The organism is Natronosalvus halobius (assembly GCF_024138145.1).
GTDB lineage: Archaea > Halobacteriota > Halobacteria > Halobacteriales > Natrialbaceae > Natronosalvus > Natronosalvus halobius.
The window spans coordinates 1,998,170-2,017,812 of the sequence record NZ_CP099997.1 but is presented as its reverse complement, the minus strand read 5'-3'; the positions used below and the strand labels follow the sequence as shown (position 1 = coordinate 2,017,812).

The 19,643-nt window shown below is 60.3% G+C and carries 17 protein-coding genes, 1 tRNA gene and 1 pseudogene; 12 read left to right on the top strand and 7 right to left on the bottom strand.

Features of this window, described 5'->3' with window-relative positions; translation table 11 throughout:
- Positions 1-32: 32 nt before the first annotated feature.
- Complete coding sequence (locus NGM15_RS09940; RefSeq protein ID WP_253430243.1) at positions 33-1,358, bottom strand: glycosyltransferase family 2 protein; 1,326 nt, start codon at positions 1,356-1,358, stop codon at positions 33-35.
- 113 nt (positions 1,359-1,471) lie between these two features.
- On the opposite strand from NGM15_RS09940, the gene NGM15_RS09935 reads away from it, so the two are divergent.
- The gene (locus NGM15_RS09935; protein WP_253430240.1) at positions 1,472-2,623 is read left to right on the top strand and encodes a CapA family protein; all 1,152 of its coding nucleotides are present in this window, start codon (positions 1,472-1,474) and stop codon (positions 2,621-2,623) included.
- A 249-nt stretch (positions 2,624-2,872) separates the two neighbouring features.
- Here NGM15_RS09935 and NGM15_RS09930 read toward each other — a convergent pair whose 3' ends face one another.
- Positions 2,873-3,997 carry a YhjD/YihY/BrkB family envelope integrity protein gene (locus NGM15_RS09930; protein WP_253430237.1) on the bottom strand — a complete coding sequence of 375 codons (1,125 nt, stop codon included), beginning with the start codon at positions 3,995-3,997 and terminating at the stop codon, positions 2,873-2,875.
- Positions 3,998-4,112: 115 nt separating this feature from the next.
- Positions 4,113-5,570, bottom strand: a complete 1,458-nt coding sequence (locus tag NGM15_RS09925) for an MATE family efflux transporter (RefSeq protein WP_253438015.1) — start codon at positions 5,568-5,570, stop codon at positions 4,113-4,115.
- Between the two features lie 426 nt (positions 5,571-5,996).
- On the opposite strand from NGM15_RS09925, the gene katG reads away from it, so the two are divergent.
- The gene (katG, locus tag NGM15_RS09920; RefSeq protein WP_253430234.1) at positions 5,997-8,180 is read left to right on the top strand and encodes a catalase/peroxidase HPI; all 2,184 of its coding nucleotides are present in this window, start codon (positions 5,997-5,999) and stop codon (positions 8,178-8,180) included.
- A gap of 85 nt (positions 8,181-8,265) precedes the next feature.
- Here katG and NGM15_RS09915 read toward each other — a convergent pair.
- Positions 8,266-8,601 (bottom strand): annotated as a pseudogene (locus NGM15_RS09915) (helix-turn-helix domain-containing protein); the annotation flags it as partial.
- 102 nt (positions 8,602-8,703) lie between these two features.
- On the opposite strand from NGM15_RS09915, the gene NGM15_RS09910 reads away from it, so the two are divergent.
- From NGM15_RS09910 to NGM15_RS09895, 4 genes are all read left to right on the top strand, one after another.
- On the top strand, positions 8,704-9,081 hold the full coding sequence (locus tag NGM15_RS09910; RefSeq protein ID WP_253430231.1) for a hypothetical protein: 378 nt from the start codon (positions 8,704-8,706) through the stop codon (positions 9,079-9,081).
- A 5-nt stretch (positions 9,082-9,086) separates the two neighbouring features.
- Positions 9,087-10,019: a CPBP family intramembrane glutamic endopeptidase gene (locus tag NGM15_RS09905; protein ID WP_253430228.1), complete on the top strand. Its 933-nt coding sequence runs from the start codon at positions 9,087-9,089 to the stop codon at positions 10,017-10,019.
- Between the two features lie 1,506 nt (positions 10,020-11,525).
- Complete coding sequence (locus NGM15_RS09900) at positions 11,526-12,356, top strand: IS5 family transposase (RefSeq protein ID WP_425494479.1); 831 nt, start codon at positions 11,526-11,528, stop codon at positions 12,354-12,356.
- Between the two features lie 96 nt (positions 12,357-12,452).
- Positions 12,453-13,256 carry an alpha/beta fold hydrolase gene (locus NGM15_RS09895; RefSeq protein WP_253430221.1) on the top strand — a complete coding sequence of 268 codons (804 nt, stop codon included), beginning with the start codon at positions 12,453-12,455 and terminating at the stop codon, positions 13,254-13,256.
- Between the two features lie 300 nt (positions 13,257-13,556).
- Here NGM15_RS09895 and NGM15_RS09890 read toward each other — a convergent pair whose 3' ends face one another.
- Complete coding sequence (locus tag NGM15_RS09890; protein WP_253430218.1) at positions 13,557-13,919, bottom strand: DUF7344 domain-containing protein; 363 nt, start codon at positions 13,917-13,919, stop codon at positions 13,557-13,559.
- A gap of 93 nt (positions 13,920-14,012) precedes the next feature.
- On the opposite strand from NGM15_RS09890, the gene NGM15_RS09885 reads away from it, so the two are divergent.
- From NGM15_RS09885 to NGM15_RS09875, 3 genes are all read left to right on the top strand, one after another.
- On the top strand, positions 14,013-14,669 hold the full coding sequence (locus NGM15_RS09885) for a helix-turn-helix domain-containing protein (protein WP_253430215.1): 657 nt from the start codon (positions 14,013-14,015) through the stop codon (positions 14,667-14,669).
- A 520-nt stretch (positions 14,670-15,189) separates the two neighbouring features.
- On the top strand, positions 15,190-15,468 hold the full coding sequence (gvpA, locus tag NGM15_RS09880) for a gas vesicle protein GvpA (protein WP_253430212.1): 279 nt from the start codon (positions 15,190-15,192) through the stop codon (positions 15,466-15,468).
- A gap of 442 nt (positions 15,469-15,910) precedes the next feature.
- Positions 15,911-17,215 (top strand): 5'-deoxyadenosine deaminase, encoded by a 1,305-nt coding sequence (locus NGM15_RS09875; protein WP_253430210.1) that lies wholly within the window; start codon positions 15,911-15,913, stop codon positions 17,213-17,215.
- Positions 17,216-17,342: 127 nt separating this feature from the next.
- Here the strand turns inward: NGM15_RS09875 and NGM15_RS09870 are convergent, their stop codons facing one another.
- On the bottom strand, positions 17,343-17,537 hold the full coding sequence (locus NGM15_RS09870) for a XapX domain-containing protein (RefSeq protein WP_253430207.1): 195 nt from the start codon (positions 17,535-17,537) through the stop codon (positions 17,343-17,345).
- Between the two features lie 108 nt (positions 17,538-17,645).
- Here NGM15_RS09870 and NGM15_RS09865 point away from each other — a divergent pair, with 108 nt between their 5' ends.
- Positions 17,646-17,870, top strand: coding sequence for a helix-turn-helix domain-containing protein (locus NGM15_RS09865; protein WP_253430204.1), 225 nt, complete (start codon positions 17,646-17,648; stop codon positions 17,868-17,870).
- 157 nt (positions 17,871-18,027) lie between these two features.
- On the opposite strand, the gene NGM15_RS09860 is transcribed toward NGM15_RS09865, so the two are convergent.
- Entirely contained in the window at positions 18,028-18,849 is an 822-nt protein-coding gene (locus NGM15_RS09860; RefSeq protein WP_253430202.1) for an HD domain-containing protein, read from the bottom strand.
- A gap of 334 nt (positions 18,850-19,183) precedes the next feature.
- On the opposite strand from NGM15_RS09860, the gene tatA reads away from it, so the two are divergent.
- Both tatA and NGM15_RS09850 read left to right on the top strand, forming a co-directional pair.
- Positions 19,184-19,492, top strand: a complete 309-nt coding sequence (gene tatA / locus NGM15_RS09855) for a twin-arginine translocase TatA/TatE family subunit (protein ID WP_253430200.1) — start codon at positions 19,184-19,186, stop codon at positions 19,490-19,492.
- An 11-nt stretch (positions 19,493-19,503) separates the two neighbouring features.
- A tRNA-Arg gene (locus NGM15_RS09850) sits at positions 19,504-19,576 on the top strand.
- Positions 19,577-19,643: the final 67 nt, after the last annotated feature.

Sequence of the window (19,643 nt, the reverse complement as noted above, 5' to 3'; positions counted from 1 at the left end):
CGGCCGTCACCACCCTGGCCGACCGCAGCCGTTTACGCTCCCGTTTTCGTCACCCGGTACCACTCGCCGTTCCAGCTGATCGCGTACTCGAGGACGGCCTTGAGCGTCAGGACGCCGAAGGCAGGCACGACGAAGACGACGAAACAGGCGCTCCAGTGGAGTCCGTCGATGCGCCCGTCCCGGACGTCCCTGAGCGCGACGCCGCCGATCAGGGCCAGGAGGCAGGCCACGGGCACGAGCAGGGCCGATTCGGTGTCGAGCATGAGCAAGAGAGCGATTTTGCCGGCCAGCAAGAGGACGGCGAGGGTGCCCAGCAGGGCAGACGTCAGGCGGCCGATCGAGACCAGGCCGCGCCGATCGATCCCCTCCGTGAGGGCCTCGCGAAGCGTCCGGTGGAGCACCTCGACCTGGCCGACGCGCCAGCGCTTCCGTTGGCCCCACAGGTCCCGGAGCGTGTGAGGTGCTTCCATCGTGTTCGTCCACTGGCGTGCCTGTGTGACCGAACAGCCCGCCCGGTAGCAGTCGTGGGCGAACGCCAGGTCCTCGGTGAGCACGTCGTCGAACCCCCCGACGCGCTCGAGGGCCTCGCGGGTAAAGACGGTAGAGGAACTCCGGCAGTTCGCGAAGCCGAACAGTTCGACGAGCTTGTAGCTCGAGTGAAAGAGGACGCGCTCGCAGTACGCCAGCGTCTCGACGGGGCCGGTCGCTCGCGGGACGCGACGGCCCTGGAAGACGTCTGCGTCGCCGCCGTCAGCCTCGTCCTTGCCTTCGCCCTCTCCCTCGAGTTCGGCCATCGCCCGCGGAAGAAAAGCCGGGTCGACCCACTCGTCGGCGTCGAAGACCGCGAAGTGGTCGGCGTCGCTCTCGGCGACCGCCCAGTTGATCGCGCCCGCCTTCGAGCCTGGACGGCCGTTGACGCGACACCGAACCCGGTCGTGACGGGCGGCCAGTCGGCAGGCCACCGATACGGTGGGCTCGTCGTTCGGTTCGACGACGACCGTCACGGCCAGGTTTTCGTACTCGCTCTCGACCAGACTCTCGACGCTGATCGGGAGCGTCTCCGCGTCCCCGTAGACGGGCACGATGGCCTCGAGTGGCGGCCCGTCGGTAATTCGCGGGTCGTCGTCGTTCGAGGCCCACACTTCCCGGAGCAATAGTGCGCCCGTCGCGAGGAGGAACGCCGTGAAGAGGACGACGGCAGGCAGGGCCTCGAGGTAGACGACCTGAACGGTCACTAACAGTAACTCGACGGTGACCGTCTGGATGTCCGCCCCTTGGTAGAGGCCGGCGAGGACCAGCGATCCGGTCCCGACTCCCGTCCCGAACCGTTCGATCACTCGAGAAATCGGGGAACCCATACAGGGCAACGTTCCAACCGACCCGTATTCAATATTATGAACGAACGTTCGAACTGCACGCAACCCCTGCTCGAGGCTGAAGGTTTTTGTCAGTTTGCTCGGTAGGTCGAGCAATGACGGAGCGACGGGTGACGCGCCGACGGTCAGTTCTCGCGACCGGCGGCGCAGTTGTGCTCTCGGGATGTGCGTCGGTTCTCGACCGCAACCGTTCGGATCAGAATGAGGCACGGGGTGCGAACGAGAATGGGTCGCGTCGCGAGGAGAAGGCGGACCAGGAGCGAACCCGCATTGGCTTCGTCGGCGACGTCATGCTGGCACGAGGCGTCGAGGCCGAGCACGTCGACGGCGGTCCGTCCGACCCCTGGGAACCCGTCCTCCCGTACCTCGACTCGCTCGACGGCCTGGTCGGGAACCTCGAGTGCTGTCTCTCGACTCGCGGCGAACGATTTCCCGACCGAGAGTTCTACTTCCGGGCGGACCCGTCGTGGGCGGCGCCGGCGCTCTCGCGGGCCGGGTTCGACGCGCTCTCGCTCGCCAACAACCACCTGCTGGATTACGGTCCGACGGCGCTGCTCGACACGCTCGAGGCGCTGGACGAGGAGGGAATCGCCCACGCCGGCGCGGGTGGGACGCCCGACGATGCCTACGCGCCGACGCGCGTCTCCGTCGACGGGGCCGACCTCGCGGTCGTCTCGATCGCCGACCACTTCCAGTCCTACGGCGTCACCGACGACCGTCCTGGAACGGCCTACCTCGAGTGCGACCCGACGGAGGCCCGGACCCAGGTTCGGCTGCGGGAGGCACTCTCGCAGGCGAGGGCGTTCGATTCCGGCCCCGACCTCGTCGTCGTCTCGGTTCACTGGGGACCGAACTGGGTCGAGTACCCCGAAACGGCGTATCGAAAGTTCGCTCACTACCTGATCGATTCGGGTGCCGACGTCGTCCACGGCCACAGCGCCCACGTCTTCCAGGGCGTCGAGACCTACAACGGTGGCGTCATCCTCCACGACACGGGCGACTTCGTCGACGACTACGTGATTGAGGAGGAACTGCGAAACGACCGCAGCTACTGCTTCGAACTCGTCCTGGAGGCGGGTACGCTCGAGGCGGTCCGACTGGTCCCGATCGCGATCGACGACTGTCGGGTCCATCACGCGAGCGACGACGCGGCCGACTGGGCGCGAGGCACCATGCGCGAGCGCTCTGACCCGTTCGACACCGACTTCGAGCGCGACGACGACGCGCTGGTAGTCACGCTCGAGTAGGACTGACGGTCTCGAGCGCAGTCACGCTCGAAATCGCTTGTAACGAGCAATACTATACCTTCTATAGTTTGCTTCCCGACTGATCGTCTTCTCAAAAGCTTGTATCGGTCAGGCCGGGAAGCCCGTACTGGCCAGCGCCGGGAAGCCCGTACTGGCCAGCGCCGGGAAGCCCGTACCGGTAGCGCCGGGAAGCCTGTACGGCTAACGTCGGGCAGGTCGTTCCCGTCGATAGCCAGCCACCGGAGGGACTCAGGAGTCGCGAGACCGACGGACAGTACCCACCTTCACCGTCTCGACCCGTCCCAGGGCCGCCATCAGTGTCCGTCTCCAGGACGGCTCCTCCTGGCGCTCGAGTTCTCGCCGGAGCGCCTCGTTCTCGCGCTCGAGCCGGTGGACCGTCGATGCGAGCCGATCGACGCGGGTCTCGAGGTCGTTCCGACGTGACCGCTGGGTGCGCAGGGTCGATCGAAGGTGATCGCGCTCACGCGTGAGTCGATTTCGCTGCTGTTCGAGTTGCTCGAGTTCCCGCTCGCGGGTGACCTGCCTGGCGGGGGCCCGATCGAGGTCGTCCTCGTCTTCGACCTCGAGGGTGAGCCGTCCCGCCGTCGTGGCGTTGACGACCGCGCCGACGAGCAACACCAGGCCACCGAAGTACAGCCAGGTCAAAAGCAAGAGGATGGCGCCGATCGCACCAGCGGAGTCGGTGCTACCCGAGAGGGCGACGTACACCTGAAACAGCGCCTGGAGCGCCGCCCAGCCGACGGCGGCGACGACGACTCCCGGGAGAATCTCGCGGACGCCGACGTCGACGTCGGGGAAGAAGTAGTACATCGGGAGGAAGGCGAGCGTGAACCCGACGACGAGCATGAGCGGGTTCGCGACCCCGAGCAGCGGACTGTCGGGGAGGGACGCGAAGACCGCCGTCGCGACTGCGGCGGCGAGCAGCGCGAGCCCGATCGCGGCGAAGACGACGAACGCATCGCGAAGTTGCTCTAAAAAACTGTTCTCCGCGGACGACTCGTAGATCTCCGAGAACGCGGTGTCGAGGCCGCGGAATATCTTCAGCGACCCCCACACCAGCGTCACGAGGCCGATGATCGACGCGCCCGCGCTCTCTACGGAGCCGGCGATCGCCTCCTCGAGCAGCACCTGGCCACTCTCCGGGAGGACGCCTTCGGTCGTCGCGGCGACCTGTTCGGCGACCTGTTCGTCACCGGCGATGGAGACGAGGAAGAACACGAGGACGAGCAGCGGAATCAGCGAAATGAACGCCTGGTAGGCGATGCTCGCCGCCATGAACGTCACGTTCTTCTGCTGGATGCCCGCGACGACGTCCTTTCCCGTCGATAGCCGCCGGCGAACGTCGAGAACCATATCTATAGCCGGATGCACCACGGCACCGTCGATAACGGGTTTGCTTGCATGCGTTCTGCACACGAGCGTTCCCGGTGCGGGCGTGATTCCGGACACGAGAAAGACTGTCGGAAACCTACTCGGTCGGTGCGTCGGAATCTCGGTCGACGTCCGCCGCGTCCGCTCCGCTCGCTGGGGCTCGAGGCTCACCCGGGTCGTCCTCGACGATCGCCTCGCGCCACGTACCGAGCCGGAACCAGACTACGGCGACGACGAACGTGGCGCCCATGCCGATCGAGAACGCCCACCAGATGCCGTCGACGCCCCACTCGAGCCCCGAGACCGTGATACCGAGGCCGGGGACCGTCACCGTCCAGGCGAACGCGAGCACGAGCGCGACGGGAACGCGAAAGACCCACCGCGAGAGCATCGAGAGCACCATCGCCTCGCGGGTGTTCCCGGCGCCGCGGAACGCACCCTGGATGACCATCACGCCGGCGAAAACCGCCCAGAAGGGGGCGTTGATTCGGATGAAGACGATCCCCTCAGCGATCACGTCGGGATCGTCGACGAAGATGGCCATCGCCTGGGCGGGGAACGCGAAGACGACGGCAGCAATCGCGAAGATGAATCCGATCGTTCCCGCCGTCGCCGTTTTCGCCACCGTTGCCGCCCGGTCGGGCGTCCGTGCGCCGAGGTTCTGGCCGACGCCGGTCGCGGTCGCGTCGCCGACGGCGCCCGCGACGGACCACGTCACGGACATGAGCCGAACGACGATTCCGTAGGCGGCAGTCGGCGTCGCGCCGAAACGGGCGACGAACCCGGCCATCGCGACCGACGCGAAGCTTCGCGCCCAGCCGTCGAACGTGGCCGGGTAGCCGACGTCGATCAATCGACGCTGGATCGTCAAGTTCGGTGCGAGGTCTCGAAGGCGGAGTCGAACCCCGTAGCGACCGTCCAGGAGGATGGCGATTCCGGCGATCCCGGCGACGGCCCGCGAGAGGAAGGTCGCGATGGCCGCCCCCCGCGTCCCCCATTCGGGAAACGGCCCCCAGCCGAGGATGAGAAACGGGTCCAGGATGACGTTCAGCCCGGCCGATATCAGGACCAACCACATCGCCGTCTTCGTGTCGCCGGCACCCTGCAGGGACGACCGGAACGCAAAGAACAGGAACGTCAGCGGCAGGGCGAGGAAGATCACCTCGATGTACGCCAGCGCCTCGACGAACACCTGGTCACGCGCGCCGATGAGCTGGAGTAACGGTCGCCGGAACGTCAGGCCGAGCGTCGCCAGGAGGCCGGAAACGACGAGGGCGAGGATGATGGTCTGGCCGACGACCCGGTCGGCTGCGCGCTGGTCGCCGGCGCCGACGTGCTGGGAGACGAGGGCGATGGTCGCCGCCGTCAACCCCATCGCCGTCGAGACGAACATCCACGAGAGCGGGAACATCAGCGAGACAGCCGCTACCGCCTCCGAACTGACACGCCCGACCCAGAACATGTCCGCGAGATTGTAGACCGTCTGCAGGAGGTTGCCGAGGACCAGTGGCCAGGCCAGCCGCGCGAGCTTCGGTGGGATCGATCCGGTCGTCATGTCGATCCCTTTTCGTGCCTCGACATCGACATCGCCGGAACGGGAACCGGACCCGGCCTCGTGTGCGGCCGCTTCACCGTCGCTCGTCGACGAGTCGGACTCGAGCACGTCGTCGCTATCGTCGGCCCCCGGAGACACCACGTCGGTGATTCTCCTCGGGGAAGCAGCAAAAGGGCTCCCGTCTCGTTCGGCGTTGCCGGCTTCTGAGCGCGGGTTGGGATACAATTTTCCCTTACGGTGTAGCCAGGACACGACCATGCCTGGTAAATCGCGATTACTAACGGGCCTCGATGGCCGTAGTGGCCGTACAGCGCGAATCCATCGTCGACGGCGAATTTGCAAATTCGGAATATTGCTTTCGCTGCAGCGAATACTTCGTTATCGATTTAGACAATCTTATTAGGCGAAAGTAGCAATTACCGGGTGATGACTAGGTCCAACCGAGACTGGTGGCCGAACCAGTTGAACCTGAAGATTCTCGACCAGAACGCCCGCGATGTTGGTCCGATGGGCGAGGAGTTCGACTACGCCGAGGCGTTCCAGGAACTCGACCTCGAGTCCGTGAAGGCGGACATCGAGGACGTGATGACGACGTCGGAGGACTGGTGGACGGCCGACTACGGTCACTACGGCCCGCTCTTCATCCGAATGGCGTGGCATAGCGCCGGCACGTACCGCACCAGCGACGGTCGCGGCGGCGCCTCGGGCGGCACGCAACGGTTCGCGCCGCTCAACAGCTGGCCCGACAACGCGAACCTCGACAAGGCCCGCCGGCTGCTCTGGCCGGTCAAACAGAAGTACGGCGAGAAACTCTCGTGGGCCGACCTGATCGTCCTGACGGGGAACGTCGCCCTCGAGTCGATGGGATTCGAGACGTTCGGCTTCGCTGGCGGACGCGAGGACGCCTACGACCCCGACGAGGCCGTCGACTGGGGGCCCGAGACCGAGTGGGAAGCCTCCGAGCGCTTCAGCGACGACGACGAACTCGAGCATCCCCTCGCTGCCACCGTGATGGGGCTTATCTACGTGAATCCGGAGGGACCAGACGGCGAGCCGGAGCCGGAAAAGTCCGCGGAACGAATTCGAGAGTCGTTCGGTCGGATGGCGATGAACGACGAGGAAACGGCTGCGCTCATCGCCGGCGGGCACACCTTCGGGAAGGTCCACGGCGCCGACGATCCCAACGAGCACGTCGGCCCCGAGCCCGAAGCAGCACCTATCGACCAGCAGGGCCTGGGCTGGGAGAGCAGCCACGGCTCCGGAAAGGGCGCCGACACGATCACCAGCGGAATCGAGGGCCCGTGGAACGCCACGCCGACCCAGTGGGACATGGGCTACATCGACAACCTGCTCGAGTACACGTGGTGGCCCGAGAAGGGTCCCGGCGGCGCCTGGCAGTGGACTACACAGAACGGCGAACTCGACGGCACCGCACCCGGTGCCGAGGATCCGTCTGAGAAGGAGGACGTGATGATGCTGACGACGGACGTCGCCCTGAAGCGCGACCCCGACTACCGGGAGATTCTCGAGCGCTTCCAGGAGAACCCCGACGAGTTCCAGGACGCCTTCGCGAAGGCGTGGTACAAGCTGATCCACCGCGACATGGGGCCGCCGGTGCGGTTCCTCGGCCCGGAGGTTCCCGACGAGGAGATGCTGTGGCAGGATCCCGTCCCCGACGTCGACCACGACCTGATCGGCGAGGCGACGATCGACGACCTCAAGGAGACGATTCTCGCGTCGGACCTCTCGGTTTCCCAACTGGCCAAGACCGCCTGGGCAGCAGCGTCGACGTACCGCGACAGTGACAAGCGCGGTGGCGTCAACGGCGCTCGCATCCGCCTCGAGCCTCAGCGGAGCTGGGAGGTCAACGAACCCGAAGCGCTGGAGACGGTGCTCGCGACCCTCGAGGAGATCCAGGACGAGTTTAACAGCTCCCGCTCCGACGACGTGCGCGTCTCGCTCGCCGACCTGATCGTGCTGGGCGGCAACGCGGCCGTCGAGCAGGCCGCGGCCAAGGCCGGCTACGACGTGGACGTGCCGTTCGAACCGGGCCGTACCGACGCCACGCAGGAACAGACCGACGTCGAGTCCTTCGAAGCGCTCGAGCCGGAGGCCGACGGGTTCCGCAACTACCTCGGCGAGGGCCACGATCGGTCGGCGGAGGAGTTGCTGGTCGATAAGGCCGACCTCCTGGACCTGACGACACCCGAGATGACGGTGTTAGTCGGCGGTATGCGCGTGCTGGGCGCGAACTACAAGGATTCCGACCTCGGCGTCTTCACCGACCGGCCGGAGACGTTGACCAACGACTTCTTCGACACCGTCCTCTCCATGGACTACGAGTGGGAAGCCGTCTCGGACGCGGACTCCCAGGACGTCCTGGAGTGGGAAGCGCCCTCGGAGGGCCACGACATCTACGAGTTGCGCGACCGCGAAACGGGCGAGGTCGAGTGGGCGGGGACCCGTGTAGACCTGATCTTCGGGTCGAACGCCCGGCTTCGAGCCATCGCGGACGTCTACGGGTCCGACGACGCCGAGGAGAAGTTCGTGCACGACTTCGTCGATACGTGGGGCAAAGTGATGCATCTCGACCGCTTCGACCTCGAGTGATCACGTCTGCGGGTTCGGGTCGGTAGTCGTGTAGGCCGTGTCGACGGCACACGGCGCCCTTGCCGGCGTGAACGGTGAGGGACGACCTGTTGAACTTCTCAGCATTTGAGACTGGATCTTCACGCCGATCAACGTACAGAGCTAATTGCCCGTCTCGAAGCTCAACCGTGAGTCGTTCGAAGTTCGTCGCGTACATGGTTCGATGATGTCCACCATCTGTATCGAGTTTTGTCCGTTCAATGAGTAGGTCGCACTCTCGAAGCTCTTCCAGCCGACGATAAATCGTCGGTTCGGAGACGCCACAGCGGTCACTCAGGGTGGTTGCTGACATGGGTTCTTGGCTCGTTTCAGTGAGGATCGTCCGTGCTGTCGAGTCCTCCAGCACGGCCGCAAGTCGTTCGATTTCGTCATCCTCACTCACAATACCTTCCATCCGTAGCTACATTTTTAAAGAGGTTAGCATAACTACAGGGGCTGAAGTCGTGCTCGACCCACTATCCATCTACTCTCCGTCACTCAGCGTATGGCAGCACACGCCGCCACGGAAAACGCAGTTCGAGTACCATCAACAACGCTCGGTGGGCTCGTAATCGTCCTTACAAGTGTCGTTCTGAGTATCGTTTCCTACAGTCACCTCGAAAACACTGTTCGAATTCGATGGACTGTCGGAACCTACCAACACTACGGGCCAGAATACATCTCGACGTTACTCGTACTTGTAGCGTTTCCAGTGACTGTAGCGAGCCTATACGTCGGAGCACGGTGGCTCAAGGCCTACCTGGAGCGTAGCGACGCGAGTGACGACATCGAGGGGTTCTGTACCATTTACGACATTTGTGTCCTGGTGACCCTCGGAACGGTTGTTGTTGGTCAATTCGTTATCATTGGCCTCAACCTGTGATTCCAATGAGCCGAACCACCTCAACACCAGAAACTATCGATACGCGCAACCTCGCAGAGTTCCTCTGCATCCTGACAGTGCTCACCCTGGGGTTCACCGGCGTCACTCACGTTACGGATATTGATCTCGTAGCCGTTGGGCCACTCTACATGTTCACACCTGGGATCGCCGGACTGATCGTGTGCCTGCACAACGGCATTGCACTCTCGGACGTCGGTCTGGTAATCGGGCGGAAGCGGTGGCTCGCTCTGGCCGCGATCCTGCCGCTTCCAATCCTCAGTGCCATAACGGCACTCTCGATTGGCGTGCCGGGCGTGACGTTCGATTCCTCTCTCGATATCGCGGTCGAGGTCGGCCTTCCGTCGGGAGTGTTCTGGGCACTCATTGCGTGGGGTATCGTCGTCGTGATTGGTGCGACGTTCAATGCGATCTTTGGCTTCGGTGAAGAGTTCGGATGGCGGGGCTACCTCTTGTGGGAACTCGCTCCACTGGGCTTCTGGAAGGCGTCGCTGGTGATTGGTGCCGTGTGGGGAGTCTGGCACGCCCCCCTCATCCTCGTCGGACACAATTACCCGTCGTTCCCGATTATCGGGGTCGGAGCGTTCGCCCTCACGTGTATCGCTTTGGCCCCGCTGTTCACCTACATCGTCATTCGGTCGCAATCCGTTTTCCCTGCGGCTATCTTTCATGGTGTGTTCAACGCAGTTGGGCTGGTGGGATATGCAGCAACCGATGACGCCGTTCTCAGACAACTTGTTGCCAGTGAGGGCGGTGTAATAGGGATGGTCGTGTTCGCATTCATCGCGTTCATGATTGCGATTACTGGATCACCGCGCTTAACCCGTAATTTTGCAAGGGGGAGGTATCCCATCTCGACTGGCTCCGCTGTGGGCGAAACAAACTCGGTACGCGAGACGCAACTGCCGAAAGATCAGTAGCAGGTATCATCTGGTGTAACGACTATTGATAACGGTTACTGCATGCGCCCTCTGTACTGAGGGTTCGACCTTCCGCGTTGTTCCCTTCTCAGACTGTGCAACATTCGCGCCCTAAATTCAGCACGATCGTTGAAACCTATCACCGTTTGAGGATTTCAACAAAGCCTTCAAATCCTACTCGCTCACATTGCTCGCACTATGTCGTCTTCCTGGCCACAGAAACAAATTGACGATCCAGAATTCGAAAGAGGATCGAAATTTCCTCGTTTTTTACCGTGAGAGAGTGTCAACGGCGACGTTTGAGGATATAGAACATAAATGATGGGCGTTTGTGTAGCCCTCAACTACGAGTACGTATGGTGATATCGCGCATACCGGTTTCGGGCTACTAACCGCATGCTCACCCCGACATGGAGTATAAGTTTGACGTAGCAGCTCTTGATTCCAGAGTAACCGCTAAACTGAAAGCGGAAGGTAGGGATCTCAGTGAATATGCTCCCTAACGAATGGAGGAATTCACAGAGGAATGAGCGCTTCTATGATCGTATTGGCCAGACTACCTTGGTGATCATAACCACGACAGCTGTCCGGAAGATGTGTGTAGAAGTGGTCTATGGACGAACCTAGGAAGAGATCCTGGAGTGGGTGGTTATCGCTCGAGATGGCTTTTCAGGACAGAGGTAGGCGTGAGCGGGACAAAGAGAGTGACCCAAAAAGAGGAGAAATCACGCTTTCAAACGTTCATAATCGGTTTCCATCTTGCGTTTCCCGAGTTAGCGGCAACCAGGAAGAAAAACGCCACGAAGAGAGCCTCAAGCCAGTCTCACAAAATCGTATTCGGCGTTTTAGAGCCTTCTCCGGAGGGATCTTACTCACCCGCTCGAGTCGAACGTGTGGCCGTCCAGGACACGATTCAAAAGTTCATAATCGGTCCTCTGCTATCGATTTTGAGGTCCTAGACGACGCTTGAATGTCCGAACAGGTTGAGACACTTTTTGAGAAGGATAACACACCATAGAGCGCGTCTCGAACCGGTTATGAACGTTTGACGCCTTGACCCCTGCATCTACGCAGCGAGTACCGATTACGAAACGGACCTCGCTCGCCCATCAGTCTCGGAAATCATCGAGACACACGCGAAAGTATCCTAACCCCCTCGAGAATCCTCCTATTCGACGATTGGGACACAACTCATGCTCTCGAGGAAGATCCTCATCGTGCAACCTTTCCTAGACTATCTTCATAATCGGCTCTCGAAACAGAGACCATACTCACTCTTCCGGACAGAGAACCCGATTATGAGGTATCTGAAACGCGGTTAGTACGTTTTGTTGTAATCTTCAGTAGATAACAAGAGTTGTCTGCTGAATACAGAGGATGGGCCTTGTTTAGACGCTCAAACGTTGGCAGTGTAGAACCGATCGAACTCATATCGTCGTGCTAGTAGCTCGGAGAAAATACCAAATTTACTAGGAAGTGAAGCGGGACGGGTTCGTTGTGCACACGATGACCTCCCGCTTCACAGAGAAGGTTGTATCGCTCGCCCAAAAAGCCGTCGTTGGTACGCCAGCTCCGGCCTACCGTCCGGGGGAAGAAGGCTACGCTAACTGGGTAATTCTCGCCATTCAGGGATTAAAAGAGTATCTCGGTCATCCATACCGGAAGCTGATGGACGTCCTCCGTGAGATGCCGAGAGTCACGAAATCACTCGGATTGACGCCTGAAACAGTCCCTCACTTCTCGACAGTATGTACGCGAAAGCAGGCGATTCCGATGAAGCGGTGGCGAGCGATCCTCGATCAGTCCGTCGAACTGTATGATCTCGGTGATGTGCAGGCAATCGACGCAACCGGTGTCGATCGCGTTCAAGCTAGCCAGCACTACGCAAAACGGACGGATTACACGTTCGAGGCGGTGAAGACGACGCTACTCATCGATTGTGAAACCAGTGCGATTCTCGATATACACTGCTCGATGAAACAACCGCACGATACGCAAGTCGGCTGGCAGGTGCTAGTACGGAATCTCGACGAGTTGGCGACTGTCGCTGCCGATAAGGGCTACGACTGGGAAGAGCTTCGTACGAGGTTACGTGCGGAAAGTATCACGCCGCTGATTCCGCAGCGAGATCCTGGGATGCGGGGGTGGGCGAGAAATTTACTCATCAAGGATCGGGCGTATCACCAGCGCTCGAACGCTGAATCGGTGTTTTTCGGGCTCCGACGCAGATACGGCGATACGCTCTGGTCCAGAACCTGGTTCGGTCAATTCCGCGAACTTGTCATGAAATCCGCCGTCCGCAACATCGAACGCGCCATCGAGGACTCACACCCGTGAAATCAGGCGTTCTAACAAGGCCCAGAGGATGTACTCACCACCTCCCCTTAGCCTGTGGCGTAGGCTTATCATCGAGTGAAGCGTACAATCATCGTTATGCCGTACGTCCAGTGTAACGGGGCAGACCTCTATTACGAGGACCACGGCGAGGGCCAGCCGATCATTTTTCTTCACGGCGTGATGTGTGGTCTCAGGTTTTTCGAGCCGCAGTTAGCCAGTCTCTCGAACGAGTACCGCACAGTCGCCGTCGATTTCAGAGGGCATGGCCGATCTGAGAAGACGGAACTCGGACACACAGTCGCGCAGTACGCCCGTGATCTTCACACGTTCCTCAAACAGCGAGACCTCGAAGAAGTTGTCATGGTGGGGTGGTCGATGGGAGCGTTCGTCTCGTGGGACTACGTGAATCAATTCGGCACTGAGCGGATACGGGGACTGGTTGATATCGATATCGAGGCATCGCGTTTTCAGTGGGATGATTACGACTATGGACTCACCGATTTAGTGGGACTGAAAGATACGCTCGCACTGGTCCAGGAAGATCAGACGAGTTTCATCCAACGCCTCACGGAGCAAGTCTTCTCAAACCCCACCACTGAGATGAGAACGTTGCAGGTCGACGAGACGTCTCGAACTCCGACCCCCATCAAAAGCGCCATCCTGTTCGATGCGCTCACACGTGATTACCGAGCAGTCCTCCCCGAGATCGATGTCCCGATGTTGGTGTGCGCCGGCGGGGACGAAACGCGGGGAACGGGGACCGTCGAAGCGGTGAGACACGTCACAGACCTCGTCCCGGACGCCACGTTCGAACTCTTCGAAAACTGCGGCCACTGTCCGCCTATAGAGCAACCCGAGCGGTTCAACCGGGTAGTGAGCCAGTTCATCAACTCACTGTGACCGATACGCGCTCTGTATTCAGCAGAAACTGAACGTTCTATTCAAATCCTGCCAGAAGGTGTCTGCTGAATATAGAGGACGTATGCAGCACGCTCATCTCGTTCTTCCGGCTCCAGGTTACTGAATCAGCGGACTCGTGAGGATGCTGACTGACCGGCGATATTCTATCATATTTGATGATGCCCTTCGAATCTTGCTGAATGTACAGCGCGTATCTTGCAAAGCAGATCGAACTCTCAATCTCTATCGATCCTGGCAACTTTGAGTCCTATACTTACCGAAGCTTGGGAAGTTCGACATCTATTGATCGATATTGGCAGCTATCTCTTCCGTGGAGTTCAGGAACTGGGATACATCGATGAGTTCGCTGTCGGTTGTCCCTCGATATCGAACATCGCCGTTTCGGGAGTCGTATTCGATGAGTCCTGCATCATCTAATTTCGGCAAGTGTCGGTGATGAAGCTCTATTTTCACCTGCTCTCGTTTTTCCTCAGAGACTTCAGAAGGATCGGTCTCCTGGATAGCAATTATCTGGGCAAGGTCGTCAAGGTGAAAGAGATCCTTGTTGATGGTGTGCATATAGGCGACGAGCTGTCGTCGATGACGATCGCTCAGCGCACCAAAGAGCAGTTCGATTTGAAGCCGTCCACTGTTTTCAGTCATTATTGATTGGGTTGATGGTCAGGCAAATTCAGTCCATAGCAGAAATATTCCTGCACTTTATTGCCCTCAATCCCTATCCCCTAACCGAGCTCCATGATCATCGTCGAGTTTCGACTGGACCATCCGATCCTGAAGAAGGCATTGAACCAAGTGCCGGAGATGGAGATTACGTGGGAGCGGTCGGACGCCGTCGATGACAGTCAAGTCCGAACCCTCGTCTGGGCAGAGGGCGGTGATTTCAAGACTTTTGAAGACGCTCTCGATGACGATCCTACGGTTGCGCCTCCGTCTCGAGTGATCGAGGTAGGGGACCGACGGCTCTATCAGATCGATCTGGTTGGAGAAGGATTGCGTACGAGTATTTACCCGTTGGTGGTTGAGGAGGGAGGAGTGATTCAGAATCTGACTGCGTCCCATGACGGTTGGGAGTTTCGAGCTTCGTTTCCTGACCGGACGTCATTTGTTCGATTTCACGATTTTTGTCGTGAGCACGAGATCGGGTTTGACTTCACCCGGATGTACGATGAGCATGAAACCGGTGATGGGGCGGGTTACGGATTAACCGAACGACAGCGGGAAACGCTTGTTGGGGCTGTTGACTGCGGGTATTTTGAGATCCCCCGGGAGTGTTCACTTGCTGAGCTTGGAGAGCATCTTGGAATTTCCGAAACGGCGACCTCGGAACGGGTTCGCCGTGCTGTAAATATGCTTATCGTCCAGACCGTTCATTCCGGCACTTCAGAGCCTTAGTACCCCAGTTGTGGCGCGATCCAGTTGTGGTATACATCTGATTTTGGAATCTGATAGATACATCTCTGATTCTGTCAAAAGTCGGGCTCCCATTGATGATTCCCCCTATGCTGAGCGATCACCACCTTTGCAAATCGGACCAGATTTCGTGTGACATTCGCGCTTTGTATTTAGCATACTCTGAACGATATATCGAACCGCTATCAAGAGGAGCATGCAAGATACAGAGGATGAGTGCAGCACGGCGACCAACTTTGTTTCATAGGAGTGGTTCTGAATTACCCAAAAGAAAACCTGCGAACCTACCCCTGTTACTTCTATCAACTATCACTGTCATATTCGACAGCCAGTCGTCGTCCCACCCTGTCCCTAATCAAAATCAGGGTGAGACGTATTCAATTGGCCTCAAATGGTCGTTTCGGTCCGTAAGAGAGTCTTCGCTACCGTTTTCAGATTTTGCTTGCTACCGCAGACAGAACGGTAAACCGAATCCAGACTCTACTCTTCGATGGCGATCACAATGGCATCACCACAACGTCGACCAGATTCCTCGAGTCTCGCAGAAGTGCTCGATCGCATTCTTGACAAAGGCGTCGTTATTGACGTTTGGGCACGCATCTCCGTTGTCGGAATCGAGCTCATCACCGTCGAGGCTCGAGTCGTCGTGGCCTCCGTCGATACCTTCCTGCACTACGCGGAGGAAATCGCGAAAATCGAGCGGGCCACCGCCGAGGGCGGCCTCGAAGACCTCGAAGTTGAGACACGGCCGGAGTCATCACCCAAGACAGCAGCCGAGTAACACTCGAGATCTGAGGCCGTTCTCGCGAACGCAGAAGGGCTATCCCGGGAAGAGGGAGAGCGTTCAGAGCTGATTTCGGAAGACAGAATATCCCGTTATGATGAATCCACCCCCTCTGTGTTGACCGAACACCGCCCACGCAAATCGAGCCAGAACTCATGCAACATTCGCGCCCTGCATTCAGCACAGTCTCTAAATCCTATCACTATTCAAGGACTTCAACGATACTTGGAGCACGGAAATTCCTCGAGCAATCGGGCTTTTCCGACTGTACCAATGTTTTCGGGTCGAATGATTCGAGAGTCCCTCGAGACGGGTCACCTTTCGTCGCAATTCGCGTACTCCTCGCCGACGTCACCTTTGCCCACCTCAGGAGCTATCGCCGCTCCTCGAGAGAGAGAACGCCATAGCTAAGGCGGCGGCGACGCTACCCGGTGTCGGTATGTTGATCGCGGGAACCGTCGTCGTCGACGCTGAGACGATCATCCAGGACGGAGCCGTCGTCGTCGAGGGCGACCAAATCGTCGCCGTCGGCCCTCGAACCGAGTGTCTCGACCGGTATCCCGACCACGAGCGTCACACCTGTGACATCGTGGCTCCGGGGACCGTCGGTGCGCACGTCCACTCCGTCCAGAGCCTCGGCCGTGGCATCGCGGACGACACGGAACTGCTGGAGTGGCTCTTCGAGTACGTGCTCCCCATGGAAGCCGAACTGGACCCGGAGGCGATGCGCGTTGCCGCCGAACTCGGCTACCTCGAATTGCTCGAGAGCGGGACGACGACCTGCATCGACCACCTTTCGGTCCGCCACGCCGAGGAGGCCTTCGAGGCCGCACGTGAGATGGGCATCCGGGCGCGCCTCGGCAAGGTCATGATGGACACCGAGTCCCCGTCCGGCCTGCTCGAGGACACTGACGAAGCGTTAGCCGAGAGCGAACGCCTCATCCGGCGCTACCACGGGGTCGACGGTGGCCGAATCCAGTACGCGGTCACCCCTCGATTCGCCGTGAGCTGCACCGAGGAGTGTCTGCGGGGGGCGAGGCGGCTGGCCGACAGCTACGACGGCGTTCGCATCCACACCCACGCGAGCGAGAACCGGGGCGAGATCGCCGCAGTCGAGGAACGGACCGGGTTGCGAAACGTCCACTGGCTGCACGAGGTCGGCCTCACCGGCGAAGACGTCGTCCTGGCCCACTGCGTCTGGACCGACGAATCCGAACGCGAGGTGCTGGCCGAGACGGGGACCAACGTCACCTACTGCCCGTCGTCGAACATGAAGCTAGCGAGCGGCGTCGCACCCATCACCGACTACCTCGACCGCGGGATCAACGTCGCGTTGGGCAACGACGGGCCGCCGTGTAACAACACGCTCGATCCGTTCACCGAGATGCGACAGGCGTCTCTGCTCCAGAAGGTCGAAGCCCTCGAGCCACGAGCACTCCCCGCGGAGACGGTCTTCGAGATGGCGACGATGAACGGTGCGACCGCCGCGGGATTCGACCGCGTCGGGAAACTGCGCGAGGGGTGGAAAGCTGACATTATCGGCCTGCGGACGGACCGCACGCGGGCCACGCCGATCCACGACGTGCTCTCACACCTCGTGTTCGCCGCCCACGGCGACGACGTGACGTTCACGATGGTCGACGGAGAGGTCCGGTTGCGAGACGGGGAAGCGGTCGGTATCGACGCTGAACGGCTTCGTGCCCGCGCGGCCGAAATTGCGTCGGGACTCGAGGCGGCGCCGTAGCGGGCCGGACATCGATTACTCGCCAGAACTGCGTCCGCTCCGGTCGCAGTCGGTGTCGAGGCGTCCGAAAGCATCCGAATCCACCGCTCACGCGACGGTGCGAGCACGGACTCGAGTTCTGCAGCACCTACAATCCGAGCGTTTCGAGCACGGTTGTGCCGAGTCCTGCCGTCTCCACGAACTTGTAGCCGAGGTAGATTCCCACGATACCCAGGAGCCCGGGGAGTTCGGGCGGGGCCGGAATCGGCACGTCGACTAGCGCGAAGAACGCTCCGGTCAGGAATCCCGTCAGCAGCCCCAGTGCGATGAGTTTGACTGTCATACCGGACACCGGGTCGGCGAAACCAAAAAGGGCTCTGAGTCTGCTCCGACAAGTTACGTCAATCGTCGATACAAGGTTTTAATATCGTCGAACACCCGACCCTGTAGTATGCAAACCGACGTTCGACAGCAGACCCTGGTGGCGGTCCCACCGGATATCGAATCGGCGCAGGCGAAACTCATCTACCTCTCGCTCGCCGTCTGGGAGGGAACGTCCGTCGACGACCTCTGTACGGAACTCGACGTCGAGAAAGGCGCGGCACTCTCGATCCTCGGAACACTCAGGGAACGCGGTCACGTCGAACGCCTGGACGGTCGGTATCGCGTCTGCTGAAGGCTCCTGTTCTCGGAACGATTACACGTCGCAGTGCCATCGACGACCGTCGATATCGGCCGTGGAGGCCACCAACGTCTCGAGCAATCCCTCGTGAAACGGCACCCTGAACGACCAGTACGTTACTGGGCTATCCCCGTTTCGCGACGGAGTCGTCTCACAGTTCGATACGTTCGACGAGCTGTTCGCGGTTCTCGTTCGTGTTCACGGCGACGATCCGGATGTCGTCTTCGAGCCCCGATCCCTTGAGCTTGGCCTTTAGCAGATTGTCGACCTGGTAGACGCCGGCGGCGTTGGTCATCGCGATCTCGACCATTACGGGGCTGGATTCGCCCTCGTGAAGCGAGACGCGGCTGATCGCCTGGCTCGAGAGGGTGTTGATCCCGCGGCCACCCTGTTCGTACGGGATCCGCGAGCGACCCCGCTCCATATCGAGCGCGTCCGAAACCCGGATGACGCCCGCCTCGGTCGTCAGGGGCTTTTCGGCCGTGTGATGACAGAGAATTGCGTGCAGGGTCTCGCCCTTTACGCGGACGCGATCGGCGATGTCGTAGAACTCCGGCAGTATCCGGTCGAGAATGTCAGCGGCCAGCGGAATCGAGTAATAGGCGTGCTGGTCGCGGTGGACGATGTGGCCGACGTCGTGGAGGGTGGCCGCCAGCGCGATGATCACCGCTTCGTCGGCCTCCTCGAGGCCCTGTTGTCTGGCTCCGTTGAAGTCGACGTCGCCCGCTTTCAGCAGGTCGTAGAGACAGAGCGCACGATTGCGAACGATCTCGATGTGTTTCGCCCCGTGGTCGTTGTACCGTTTGCGGTCGACCGCGTTGACGTTCTGGGCCTCGAGGTAGGTCTGTATCTCTTCGTCTGCCTCGACGAACTCGAGCACCGCGTTCAGTTTCTCGTCGGGAAAGTGATGATCGTCGTCTGGGTCGTAGATGCGGCCATCGGAGGGACTCTCGACGTGTTCGCTGTCACTCATAGCCTAGCCGTCGTCGGGCAAGCAAAAAAGCCCTCCGCCAGCGGCGTATACGAGGTGACTCGCGGTCGTTGCGAGCGTCGGCACGTCACGCCGCTCCCGCAGGTTTAGCCCGGATTGCGGTCAGAATCGTTCTGTCGGACCGATGGTCAGCATTAGGCCAAGGTGACGGAATTAACCGGTCATACCAACTGTGGGCGAGTGAACGGTGGAGATGCTCCATCTGTGCGCACTGAATTGGGCGTATGGCGCCTCTCGTCCCCTTTTGTGGCTTCCTGTGGCTTCACTTGCCGGTCCAAAAAGGTTATAATTGCCAGCGGGTAATCTGCGGACAGAGATGGTAGCCGAAATCGCACCGCTTGTCATCCCCGGCGTCCCCGGGGGTCCGGAACTCCTGATCATCCTCTTCATCGCCATTTTGCTCTTTGGGGCGAACAAGATCCCCAAACTGGCACGGTCGACCGGAGAGGCCATGGGGGAGTTCAAGAAGGGTCAGGAAAAGGTCGAGAAAGAACTCGAAGAAATGCGTGAAACGGGGAACTATGACGACGAGGAAGAGGAGTTCGTCGACACGGAGCCCGTCACGGCTGAGGACGAGGAGACGGAAACCGAAACGGAAACGGAAACCGAAACGGAAGTCAACTAACATTTTTCTCGGGGCGAGTGGCCTAGCGGAGAGGGCAGGAGGTTCCTAACCTTCTGATCGCGGGTTCGAATCCCGTCTCGCCCGTTTTCCTGCGAGCGTCAGCGAGCAGTGAAAACGGCACAGCGGGTTCGAAGTAGAGAACGGCGAGCAA